We start from the raw sequence: 12926 nt of genomic DNA on the forward strand, positions 1-12926 counted from the left end.
AGATTTTTCGTTACTGCATTGTTAAATTTTGCTTAATTTTTATTTTAGTTCTTTGCGCTTGGCTTCCAAAGGTCAATATGCATTGTTCAAATTTAAAATAGAAAACTTATTATTGGGGTCTTCTCATGTTAAGCTATTTATATTCTTAATATAGCCATTCAATATATTCGTTTTTATCTGCGCTCTGATACCGCATTTGCTTTAAGGTTTTTATTAAAAGATAAAGCATTAATAGAACCAGCGATAAACTCATTTTGATAGATTTCAAATTATCTAAAACGCATTTATGCGAAAGGATCCTAAAATGCTGCGATTGATTGACGGATTTAAGCATTTAACAGGCATCAAACGGCAATTGATAAGTTTCATATTTGGCGCGCTTATGGCGTTTGCACTTGCACCTTTTCATCTGTTTTTTCTTTGTTTCATTAGCTTTCCTGTCCTTGTCTGGTTGATTGATGGCATAAATGAGCGCGTAAATGGGGTAAAAAAATATAGCTTAATAGCTTTAACTGGATGGAGTTTTGGTTTTGGCTATTTTGTTTTTGGGCTTTGGTGGCTATCGAGCGCAATGTTTGTAGATTTTGCTAGCTATTATTGGGCAATTCCGTTTGCAATTTTTGGCTTACCGGCATTTCTTGCGCTTTACTATGGTTTAGCTGCTGTGGTTGCCGCCATCTTAAATTGGAATTACTATGGGCGGATTGTTACTTTAAGCTTGACATTTGGCCTTGCAGAATGGTTGCGCGGTGTAGCCTTTACCGGCTTTCCATGGAATAGCATTGGCTACACAGCTATGCCCAATGTAGCATCAATGCAGATAGCCTCGTTGATTGGCGTTTTAGGGGTAAATTTTCTTGCGGTGTTGGTTTATGCAACACCTGCTATTCTTGCTGATGGAAAAGAGCGTAAAATCGCATTTTCGCTTGCAGGGTTACTTATCGTCTTCGATGTCGGTTTTGGTGCCTATCGACTTTCCTTTGCGCCTAATAATTACGCCAATGGGGATGAGATTATGGTGCGTTTGGTGCAACCATCTATTGATCAAAGCGAAAAGCAAGATGCAGTTTTGGCACGGCAAAATTATGATGAATTGGTATCATTATCGATTGAAGAAAATCCAGAAAGTTCAAGAAAGCCCGATATTATTATTTGGCCGGAAACGGCTTTGCCCTATTATCTTGATTATACCCCAGAATTAAAGGAAAACATAGCAAGCCTATTGCAAGATAAACAACTGCTCATGACAGGCAGTGTTAGACTTTCCTATGATGAGAATGGTAAACAAAGCTTTTATAACTCCATGCAAATTGTCGATAAAAGCGGGGATGTTATTGCTTATGCCGATAAGGTGCACCTTGTGCCATTTGGTGAATATATGCCCTTCAGTGAATTTTTTAAGCAGTTTGGTCTTTCGGCTATAGCAGAAACCGTTGGTGGTTATAGCACTGCGAGCGATCATAAAACGCTGACGCTTTCTGAACGACTGACGATTTTGCCACTTATCTGTTATGAAGCTATTTTTCCAAATGAAATGGATTATAGCGGCGATAGACCTAATGTTTTGGTCAATCTTACCAATGATGCATGGTTTGGCCAAACTCCCGGACCGTGGCAGCATTTTCAGCAGGCACGCTTGCGGGCGGTTGAGCAAAATATGCCGCTGATTAGGGCGACCAATAATGGTATTACCGCCGTGGTTGATCCTTATGGAAGAATCATCGGGCAAATTGAACAGAATCGTGTTGCCTATCTTGATGCGCCAATTCCAAGCTATAACGCACCAAATTGGCATAAGATTTCAAATGGTAAAGAAATTTTATCTATAATTCTAATTTTATCAATCTTTAGTGGGTTTTTAAGGCGCTACAGCCGCCGCTGATCAATTGACATTGGGGCATTATTATTATGTTATGCAAGCATTGCGACAGATGTTTTTGTAAAATTATCATCTGATAGGGATATCTAATCTTATTATTGTAAAATGGCCGGGAAAAGCGCTGATAAGCGAAAAACATAATGACAGTAAAGAAAAAACAACCAGATCCAATTGATGTATATGTGGGAAGCCGCATTCGTTTGCGTCGTAATTCTATAGGGCTTAGTCAAGAAAAACTAGGCGAACAACTTGGAATTACTTTTCAGCAAGTGCAAAAATACGAGAAGGGTACAAATAGGGTAGGTGCAAGTCGTCTGCAAGCAATTGCAGAAACCTTGGAAGTGCCGGTATCCTTCTTTTTTGAAGATGTGTCCAATAGTGAACTTGATGAAGGATTTGCCGAAGCCGAAGCCAATCCTTTGGAAATGGTTTCAAGTGGCGAAGGATTACAGTTAATTCGTGCTTTCACGAATATCAAAGACCCTAAAGTCAGACGCAAAATTATTGATCTTGCCAAGGCTTTATCGCAAGACGATCACCTTGAGGATAGATAGTTTTGACAATGATATAGCGGGAAACAAGACGTTTTATTGCTTTTAACTTTATGCTTAATTTTATATTTACTTCGTTAATACAGTGCCAGAATAGTAGCTTTTATATTATTGTATTATTTTATAATTAATAAAATTCATAGTAATATATATTAGGTAAAAATTGAATTTTGAAGTTTTAATATGATTTAAAAAGACTGATGTTATTTCAGTTAATATTGGCTTTACGAGCTTCGCTTAATGCTTTTTTCAAAAAATTTTATTATTATATTTCATTGCCTTATCACTACTGGCGGCATAATTTTGATCAAGGATTATTGCCTCAAGCTATGCATAATGGTTTAGAGCCCCATCTTTCAAAAAAATTTGAATTAACAAGGTTAAGTGCGCTCATGCTGTCATCATATGCAGCTTTTTATAGGTGAAATCCTAAGAGCAAAGCCTCTATCATTGATTGTATGTTTTTAAGTCCCATCATGATAAAAAAAAGCGTATTCAGCTTTTAAAAAGCCAAATACGCCATTTTATTTCAATAGGTTAAAACCGGCTTATTCTTCTTCGCCGCCTTCAACGGCAATTTTATCAACTGCCTCTTTCATGTACTCTGCAACATCCTTATCAGGATAGGTAACAGCAAAATCGCTAATGGTTTTCTTCACCAATTCATTGTAATTTTGTTGCATCAACATATTTTCAATCTTTGGCTTTTCATCAGCATATTCTGGTGGCTGCTTATCGCGGATATCTTCAACCTTAATAACATGCCAACCAAATTGTGATTTAACCGGTGCTTTGGTGTATTCGCCGGCCTTAAGGGCAAAGGCAGCATCTTCAAAAGGCTTTACCATTTGTCCTTTGATGAAATAGCCAAGATCTCCGCCATTTGCACTAGATCCGTCGGTTGAGGATTCTTTAGCAATTTTTTCAAAATCTTCACCAGCTTCTAAACGCTCAATAACCTTTTTAGCGTCAGCTTCACTGTCAACAAGAATATGGCGGGCATGCACTTCAACTTCTTTAGGCATGTTGGCTATTTCTTTGTCATAAAAAGCCTTAACTTCCTCTTCTTTTACTGACTGCTTTAGCTTTTCGGCAAGGTAAGCCTGCTGCAGGTTACTTTCGAGAACCAATTCAGAGCGCATTTTGAAAGTTGGATCTTGGTCGATTTTTTCTTTAAGTGCTGCAGTCGAAAATGCTTTTAATGAAACATAAACTTCTAACGCACGCAAACGGCGTTGCGCTAAGGTCTCAGGTGTGCCAGGAACAATAATATTAGCCCAAGCGTCAAGATCCTTGGTTGTCATGTTCTTGCCATCAATCACGGCAATGACTTGATCTGGGCCAAAGGTTTTAGTTTCTGCCTTGCTAACTTGCTCAGCCTCTGGCTGCGGCATCGCAGGGCTTTCCGTTTCCTGCGCTTGAGCAACCAGACTGCTTCCTAAGATTAAGGTAGAAGCCACAAGCATGGCTTTCAATTTCGACTTCATGTAAAACTCCTTAGCAGGAAGAGGGCGCCTTGCCCCCTTTGAATAAATATGGCTTATCATGGAAGAGTTGCGATTTTAAATGGAAAAGTAAAATGGTTGATAAAGATAATTTCATTAATAATCTTTAATTTCATTTTTCCTTTTTTAAGCAATAGCTTCAATCTTGTCCGTAAATTTAACAAGTTTAGAAAGTTTAAGCTTAACAGCAATTCTTCATAACTACCTTTTAGCGACTCTAGTCAGGATAACGGCAAAATTTTGATTTGAAAAGCATTATGGTGCAAATTTTATAATTTCACGTAAATATTAAATATGATTAATAAAAGATATAATTATTTAAAGTGAATGGGTTAGGCGTTTCGTTGCTGCTATTTGGTTGCTTTTCCTTGGCGATCACGTTTAATTATATATTTTTAATGTGAAGATATTTTTTTTTATATCGATTATATCTAGTCTTAGCGCAAAGGTTAAGTATTTACCGCTTAGGTGATTATTGGTTGGTTGATCTATAATTTAGTGAATATAAAATATTTTGCATATTTGCTGTTATAAAACATCGGCAAAGATAAGGGGGAACTGAATATGAAAACGCGTTTGATAAAAGCTGATCGTTCGGTTGCTTTGCCAATGTTAGCTGATGGTTGTTATTATCATCTTAGCTATACAGTACTTATTAATGGTGATCTTGCCATTCTCTCAACTGATTTTGATTTAATTGCTTGGTGGCGCAATGATCAAAAAAGTGCAAAATTACCCGAAAAAATAAACTATCTCATTGCGATATTTGATGGCGAAACATTTAAAGCCAAAGCATCGTTTGCGATGCGTGATCCAATATATCCTTTAATAGATCAATTTTCCAATGGTGACTGGTTGGTGGTAAATCCACGTTGTTATAATAGGGGGGATAAAAATGCTATGCGCATTGCGCCAACAGGCGCAATTATGAGCCAATTTAATTTAGGCGATGCGATTGAGCATGCGCAAATTAATAAGCATGATGAGATTATCATTGGCTTTTTTGACGAAGGCACAAATTATAATCGTGGCTGGGATGCAAGTGGTGCGCGCGAAAATTTTGCTCTTGCACCGATTATCTGCTGTGATGGCAATGGCAAGCCTTTATGGTCGGTTGATAAGGAAATGGACAGCTTTTATATTGTTGATTGTTACGCATTAAATATTGGTAGCAACGAAGCCTATGCTTATTATGATAGCGATTATATAATTATAGCATTAAGCCCGCAAGGTATTACTGCACATTGGCAAGCAGATATAAAGGGCGGTAAAATGTTAGCTTTCAACCAAGATCATTTGGTAGTGGCTTGCAGTTATGATGATCCTAACCTTATAGAAATTATAGCAAAGAATGATGCTGCCAAGCATTATTTAGCCCATATGGATAGTGCACAGCCTTTGCAAGTGATTGGTGGGCGAGATGACCAGTTACACTATATTTGTGGCGATCAATGGTTGACTTTTTGTGTCACCTCAATCGTTAATCAATTGAAAGAGCACCAAGGGTGATATGCTAAAGCACAATTTTTTTAACTGTAATAGATAGTCGGTATCATCATCGCATAAGCTTGGTATTTTGAAAAGTAAAAGTTTGACTAATAAGATTTTTAGTAATTAAGAATTTCTTGAATTGATAATTTTTTATTTATAAATCTTATGTTTTTTGCAGAAAAATAAAAAACTTCTCCCCAGCTTTCTTCAATTCTCAAAAGGTCATAACCTTCTTTATATTTAGTACTATACCGCTTAGTTATTAAAGAAAATTCATCACTATCTTCTTCTACAAGAGATATAAAATTTCTATTAACATCAGAAATCCAATGAGTTGGACAGCTGATTAGATCAACATTTTCTAAAATAATTGCCTCATCATAAGGATCTGTTATATCCCAACACAATCCAATTTTTAAAATATCACCATAGTAACTTATAATATCAATATCACGTGTCTCTATCTTGTTGTCATAATAAAACCTATTTATTTTATCAATGTAATCACGTGTAATCACTTATTAACTCCAAATTTCTTAACCGTTTTTTGGTTGTTACTCTAATGATAATTATTTCACTTTGGTGGTCAATGGCTGATGTTTTGGTTGTCCAATCGTCAAACAATAAAAGTATTAAACGATCAATATCTGCTGAGAAGCGAAGTTTTAAGCAAAATTATGAAAATTTAATAATTGGCTAAGGTTATAATGTTCCTCATCGCTTAAGCTTTGCAGTGGCAAAGGCAATGAGGGATGGTCGGTTTTCTTTAAGATTTCAGCAGCTGTAGCAATAACGCGCAAGGAACCATATTTTTCAAAAAGGCGCCAAAGTAGTAATAGTGCAGTTGAAACAAGATTTTCATCACCATTTAGCTTGTTTTCAGCTTCGATCTGTAAATCTAATGCAAGCTTGGGGAATAGTCCGCCCAATACTGAAAACCAGCAATCACAACCAGCACTAAGCCCACGGGCAGCTTGTGCATCTCCGCTAATGCCAATTTTAACATGGCTTGGTATGTCTTGGCGCAATTGCTTTATAAAGGTTTTTGCTTGGTTTAAATCCTTTGGTATTTGGCCAATTTTAATTGCGGCAATATTGGGTAGATTGCAAATTTTGCCGTATAATTCGTTATTGAAAACAAATTTCGTGGTTTGTGGATTATCATAAACGCAAAGTGGCACGGAAATATTATGGCAAACATCGCGATAAAGCCCAAATACTTCTGCTTCACTCAATGGTTGATAAGATAGTGGCGCAAGCAAAAGTGCTTTTACGCCGGCCTTTTGTGCGTCATCGGCTAAATGGCAAACATCACGGCTGCGTAACGCGCCGATGGAAACCATAACAGGCTTATCGCCTGCATGTTCTAGTCCTATTTGGGTGAGATGTAATCGCTCGGCTCTGTTTAAATATGCATAGCAACCAGTGGAACCTAAAAGCCCAATTGATGCTATGTCGTGCTTTGACAAATTATCGATGAGTTTGATGAAATGGTGTTCTTGAACACCATTTTCATTCATGGGAGTAAGTGGAAATGCACTAAGGCCAGAAAACATAATTTCCCCATACAGCCTAAATATTATGAGCTTTTAATTTTTAGCGAATAATATTCACCATGCGTAGAAAATCTTTAAGCGGTGACAAAGCTGGGTGCTTGAGATTGCGCAAGAGATAATCGGTCATGCGTGGTAAATGTTTTAAATATTGTGGTTTGCCATCACGCTTATCAAGACGAATAAATAGGCCGAGTAATTTACAAGCGCGCTGTGCCCCTAAAATTGCATAGGATTGGCGAAATTGTTTTTCATTAAACTGCTTATCAAGTAAAGCACGTTTTGAGCAATAATGGCGGATAAGTGCTTCTTCAGTTGGTGCTGCAATGGTAATGCGCGCATCTTGGGCAAGAGACACCACATCATAAGCGGTTGGTCCCATTTGCGCATCTTGAAAGTCGATAAGGCCAATGCGGTCATTGCCTTCACGTTCGCTGCACCAAAGTATATTGGGGGAATGATAATCGCGCATGACCAAGCTTTTAGGCGCTGTTTCTAGTTCATCGAACAAAACATCCCAGATTTGATAATAATATTCGCGCATTTGGTCGATTGGCTCGACTTGTGAAATAAATGGCAAATACCAGTCCAAGAGCAAATTGGTTTCAATATGAAGTGCATCACGGTCATAATTGGGAATTTCAATACTTAAATCTTCCCAAACCGCATGTTTTGGCCAATCAACCTCATGAAAATCAGCTAAAAATGCCGTTGCTGCAAGATAGCGTTCGGTGACCGGTAAGCGGCGTTCATCAATAATGCCATCTTGCCCTAAATATTCAAGCAGCAATAGACCACTATCAAGGTCGCCAGCATAAATTTCTGGGGCGTTAAAATTATTTTCGCGGATAATACGGTCAATACCAACAAATTGGTCGATGCTTTGTGCAAGGTTCGCTGTCTTTGCATAGCTTGCACCAGTTTTTTCAGGCATTTCGAGTTGTGGCGCATCCATCAACACTTCGCATTTATCCTCGCCATAGGTGATAAGCTCATAGGCGCGCGCTGAAGCATCGCCGGCCAAAAAATGTCTTTTAGCTTCGCCCCGGTTATAGCGAATTAAAAAGTCTCGGATAATTGCTGTGCGCCGTAAACGCAAAGATGCTTCTTCATCAACGGCAATGATAACGCCGCGCCCATCATTTTCTTCAAAAATCCGTAATGAAAATGTAGGTCTTGGTAAAAGTCCTTCTGCCTTATCTGGCCACTCAACAATCAGCACACCATTATCAAGTGCTTGCTCAAGACCAAGCTCATAGATTTCTTCGGGGCTGCCAATACGGTAAAGATCGGCATGGGCAACAGGTAAGCGCAGTTCATTATAGGTTTGTACAAGAGTGAAGGTGGGGCTTGGTACATCCAATGTGTCATCATCAGCAAGGGTTTGAATAATGCTACGGGCAAGGGTTGATTTTCCCATGCCTAAATCACCTTCAAGAATTATAAGATCACCTTTTTTTAAGGTTAAGGCAAGATCTTCGCCAAAACGCTTTGTTGCATCTTCATTACTGAGGTGAAGGGTTAATTCCATAGCAATTTAAACTTTCTATTCAGCAGCACTGCTTAAAGCTGCAATTTTAATTGGAAACCGGCAGATGACAGTTGTGCCTTTATCAGAACCTGTATCAATTTCAACTGTTCCATTATGAAGTTCGACAAAACTTTTTACAATGGAAAGGCCAAGACCTGCTCCTGGTTTTGTACCATGATGGACATGGGTAGAAAAACGCTTGAATACATTAACAACAATTTCTTCTGGAATGCCACCGCCTTCATCATGGACAACGAAAATAATATCACTTTCATCATGAAAGGCAGCAAAGTCAATTGTAGAATTTTGCGGGGCATAATTGGCAGCATTTGATAAAATATTAAATAGAACCTGCCTGATACGGGCACCATCTGCCTGAAAATGAACAAGACCTTCGGCAATTTGCAAATTAATCTTGATGTTGTTTTCAAGTAAACGCTCTTCAAGCCGGCTAGCCGCACTTTGCATTACTTCCAAAATATTAACCTCGCCAATATCTAATTCCATGATACCAGCATCAACGGTCGCAAGATCGAGAATATCATTGACGATATTTAAAAGCTCCACCGATTCTGAAGCAATATGCGATAGATAATCATATTGCCGGCCATTTAATTCGCCAAAGGCAGGTGTACGTAATAGATCGGTAAAGCCAATAATATTGGTAAGCGGCGTGCGTAACTCATAAGAAACATGGCTTACAAATTCATTGCGTAAGCGATCAGCAATTTCTAAAGCTTCGTTCTTTTCATGTAAGGCACGAGCAATATTAATACTGTCGGTTACGTCAACAAAGGTAAGCATGGTTTGACCAAGCGGCAGGGGCACCAAAGCATAATCGGCAACTGCACCATTTTTTAAATCAATCCGCCCTTTGCGTGAATCGCGCTTATCGGCAAAATCGGTAATTGCAGCACCAATATCGCTCCAATCTTCATCGACTGCTTGGGGGGCTGCAAAAGCTTCGATCTTAGATATATGGGTGCCTTCAACACATAATTCATTTGGTAGCTCCCACATTGCTGCAAAAGCCGGATTAGAAAGCCGCATCAAGCCGTCCGAGCCAAAAACAGCGACACCTTCATAAAGATTATCAAGGGTTTCCCCCTGAATGCGGATAAGTGAATTATAGCGTGCTTCTAGATTGAGCTTTTCGGTGAGGTCTTCATAAAGCCAAGTGACACCACCTTGCGGGTGCGGATTGGCAATGACCCGCAATGTGCGCCCATCTGGAAGATTCCATATAGTCATTTTAGGCTCAAGCGAGCGATAGGCCTCAAATAATTCCTCTTTCCATTGTCGCCAATGGGGTGTTTCATTTAAAATGCCGCGTTCACGTAAACGGTCAAGCACCAATGCATGACTTGGCTGACTTTCCAAAAACGCCACATCAAGTGGCCAAAGGGCGCTAAAGGCTTGGTTAAAAAATTCTAGCTTTTGGTCTGGGTTAAAAATTGCAACCGCAGTTGATAATTGATCAAAAGTTTCAGAATAGCCTTGCACAACGCGTTTTAATTCATTGCGCAGCGTTTCCCTTTCCGTTTTGTCAATGGCAATACCAGCTTCACCAAATTCACCTGCCATTGCCGTTACATCAAGCACCCGTCTTTCACCATTGATTGCTGTGGGCGTGCTGTCGATAAACACTTCGCCTTTACGGTGGCTGTTTTTAATCTTTTCACGAAATGCTGACCCAAAAATTTCGTGATCGGGGTCTGCAACACGAAAATAGGCGCGATTTCCCCAATGGATGCTGCCATTATGGTCGCGTATCCAGATCGGATCCTTTAATTCATCCCCCAAAGCTTGCAAGGTGGCAAGCTTTGCTTCAAATTCATTACAGCGATTTTTTAAATGCAAAAATTCAGCACTTGTTTTTGTTGTATCTCGAAAACTTATCAGTAATCTTGCGCCATTTGCATAGCCACAGGCTTGCAGCGTAGTGCCATGAGTGGTGGTAATGGGCATATCAAATGCTTCACCCTCACTCGCTAATAAAGCAACATTATTTTGATATTCATTCAAAGATGGCGCCGACATCCAACTTTGCCAGTTTAAAAACTCATCAATAGTTGCGGGGATATCTCTTGCATTAGGCAAGGGGCCGGTGATTTTTGCATTGGCTCCTTCAAGAATAACAAGACATTGGCCACTTAAATTTAAATAGCTTTCATAAGGATTGAGCAAAGTGCTTAAAAAATGCTTGCTATCTTTAAGATTTAATTCAAGTGCCTTTTTTTCTTTGACAATTTGGCGCAGCTTTAAAGCTATGACACCTACTGTCAATAAGGCTCCGCCCATAAGAGCAAGCTGCAATACTGAAAATAAATCATCACTTTGCGGAGACGTTATTGCCGCAAAGGCGGGCAGAGTTGAAACACTAAGCATGGTGGTGCTTGCAAAATATTTAATCCATGGTTGGCGCACAATATTTTTTGTAAATAAGATATTCAGCCCCATTTTTATTGCTTTAAATGGCTTTTGAAGCATTAATATGCCATGCCGCTTAGGGCTTTTTGCTTGCTTAATCTTCTGCATGCACGGGTTCAAACTGGCCACTTCAATCAATTCCTGCAAGCTCCAAGGCTGCTAACGTTGGTAACGCTAGCGCAATTTTGTTTATGATGAGGCAATCAGATGCTCTTATTTTATAAATAATGCGATTGTTAAAATTATCCAGAAATCAAGTTACATAGTTTTAAAAAAGCCGTGCAAATTATTGGTCGAATCATCTTTGGTAATTTAGCACAGCCATATTGATTAAAGGAATGCTTGCCTTAAAAAAATAAAGCCGAACAATAAAATTGCTCGGCTTTACAATGGCTTATAATATTAATAAAATGTTAATAACGATAATGCTCAGGCTTATAAGGACCCTTTGGCGAAACGCCAATATAATCTGCCTGTTCCTGCGACAAGGTGCTTAGTTTCACACCAAGGCGATCAAGGTGCAAACGGGCAACTTTTTCATCAAGATGCTTAGGCAAGACATAAACCTTATTGTCATATTCATGTCCCTTGGTGAAAAGCTCAATTTGTGCCAATGTCTGGTTGGTAAATGAAGCCGACATCACAAAAGAAGGATGACCGGTTGCATTACCAAGATTAAGCAAGCGCCCTTCTGATAGGAGAAGAATACGCTTACCATCGGGGAAAGTAATCATGTCAACTTGTGGCTTAATATTGGTCCATTTAAGGTTGCGCAAAGCGGCAACTTGAATTTCATTATCAAAATGGCCAATATTACCAACAATGCACATATCTTTTAAAGCGCGCATATGCTCGATGCGGACAACATCCTTATTGCCAGTAGTTGTAACAATAATATCAGCAGTTGGTGCGGCATCTTCAAGCGTTACAACTTCATAGCCATCCATGGCTGCTTGCAATGCGCAAATTGGATCTACTTCGGTGACTTTAACCCGCGCGCCCGCACCAGAAAGGGAAGCAGCAGAACCTTTACCAACATCGCCATAACCGCAAACAACGGCAGTTTTACCAGCCATCATCACATCGGTACCACGGCGAATACCGTCAACTAACGATTCCTTACAGCCATATTTATTGTCAAATTTTGACTTGGTTACGCTGTCATTGACGTTAATGGCAGGGAAAGGCAAAAGACCCTTCTTTTCTAAATGATAAAGACGGTTAACACCTGTTGTGGTTTCTTCGGTTACACCCTTAATTGCAGCGCGTTGACGGCTAAAGAAATTTGGGCTTGCAGCAAGACGTTTCTTGATTTGCGCAAACATAACTTCTTCTTCTTCAGATTCTGGCTTTGAAAGAACATCTTCACCAGCTTCAGCGCGTGCGCCAAGCAAAATATAGGCTGTGGCATCGCCGCCATCATCCAAAATCATATTGGATGGTTCACCATCTGACCATTGGAAAATAGCATCGGTATAGGTCCAATATTCTTCCAAAGATTCACCCTTAACCGCAAATACAGGGGTGCCACCAGCCGCAATAGCTGCTGCCGCATGATCTTGAGTTGAAAAAATATTGCATGATGCCCAGCGCAATTCAGCACCAAGAGCCTTTAATGTTTCAATAAGAACGGCTGTTTGAATGGTCATATGCAGCGAGCCAGAAATGCGTGCGCCGCGTAATGGTTGGCTAGCGCCAAACTCTTCACGACACGCCATAAGGCCTGGCATTTCAGTTTCAGCAATATCGAGTTCTTTGCGACCGAAATCGGCAAGACCGATATCGCGGATCACATAATCTTGGTTGGCAGCCATGTTTTGCTCCTAAGAAAATTTAAGCCTTTAGACATTTTAATCAAAAAAATGCCTATCATAATAAATATATGTTTTGATTTTATTTTGCCGCATGAAATGCTGCATAAAATGCATTGAATGACGCGACATTAGCAAATAAAATATTAATATGCAATAATGATATAAAGATAAC

At 39.3% G+C, this 12926-nt stretch carries 9 protein-coding genes; 3 read left to right on the plus strand and 6 right to left on the minus strand.

The features are described from left to right. Positions 1-304: 304 nt before the first annotated feature. Positions 305-1882, plus strand: coding sequence for an apolipoprotein N-acyltransferase (lnt, locus tag H3299_RS01855; protein WP_182418640.1), 1578 nt, complete (start codon positions 305-307; stop codon positions 1880-1882). Positions 1883-2019: 137 nt separating this feature from the next. Next, positions 2020-2433: a helix-turn-helix domain-containing protein gene (locus H3299_RS01860; protein ID WP_182418641.1), complete on the plus strand. Its 414-nt coding sequence runs from the start codon at positions 2020-2022 to the stop codon at positions 2431-2433. A gap of 545 nt (positions 2434-2978) precedes the next feature. Here H3299_RS01860 and H3299_RS01865 read toward each other — a convergent pair. Continuing rightward, the gene (locus tag H3299_RS01865) at positions 2979-3917 is read right to left on the minus strand and encodes a peptidylprolyl isomerase (protein WP_182418642.1); all 939 of its coding nucleotides are present in this window, start codon (positions 3915-3917) and stop codon (positions 2979-2981) included. Positions 3918-4499: 582 nt separating this feature from the next. Here H3299_RS01865 and H3299_RS01870 point away from each other — a divergent pair. Then, a complete protein-coding gene (locus tag H3299_RS01870) occupies positions 4500-5444 on the plus strand; it encodes a hypothetical protein (protein WP_182418643.1) in 945 nt (314 codons plus the stop codon). 98 nt (positions 5445-5542) lie between these two features. Here the strand turns inward: H3299_RS01870 and H3299_RS01875 are convergent, their stop codons facing one another. The 5 genes from H3299_RS01875 to ahcY all read right to left on the minus strand — a co-directional run bounded on the left by H3299_RS01875 (position 5543) and on the right by ahcY (position 12754). Beyond that, positions 5543-5944 carry a hypothetical protein gene (locus H3299_RS01875; protein WP_182418644.1) on the minus strand — a complete coding sequence of 134 codons (402 nt, stop codon included), beginning with the start codon at positions 5942-5944 and terminating at the stop codon, positions 5543-5545. A 147-nt stretch (positions 5945-6091) separates the two neighbouring features. Continuing rightward, complete coding sequence (locus tag H3299_RS01880; RefSeq protein WP_182418645.1) at positions 6092-6982, minus strand: dihydrodipicolinate synthase family protein; 891 nt, start codon at positions 6980-6982, stop codon at positions 6092-6094. Positions 6983-7022: 40 nt separating this feature from the next. Beyond that, positions 7023-8510 (minus strand): tRNA (adenosine(37)-N6)-threonylcarbamoyltransferase complex ATPase subunit type 1 TsaE, encoded by a 1488-nt coding sequence (gene tsaE / locus H3299_RS01885; RefSeq protein WP_182418646.1) that lies wholly within the window; start codon positions 8508-8510, stop codon positions 7023-7025. A gap of 15 nt (positions 8511-8525) precedes the next feature. Beyond that, the gene (locus tag H3299_RS01890; protein ID WP_182418647.1) at positions 8526-10970 is read right to left on the minus strand and encodes a PAS domain-containing sensor histidine kinase; all 2445 of its coding nucleotides are present in this window, start codon (positions 10968-10970) and stop codon (positions 8526-8528) included. Between the two features lie 383 nt (positions 10971-11353). Further along, positions 11354-12754: an adenosylhomocysteinase gene (gene ahcY / locus H3299_RS01895; RefSeq protein ID WP_182418648.1), complete on the minus strand. Its 1401-nt coding sequence runs from the start codon at positions 12752-12754 to the stop codon at positions 11354-11356. Between the last annotated feature and the right edge of the window lie 172 nt (positions 12755-12926).

This window comes from Bartonella sp. HY038, from assembly GCF_014117425.1.
In the GTDB taxonomy this organism is placed as follows: Bacteria; Pseudomonadota; Alphaproteobacteria; order Rhizobiales; family Rhizobiaceae; genus HY038.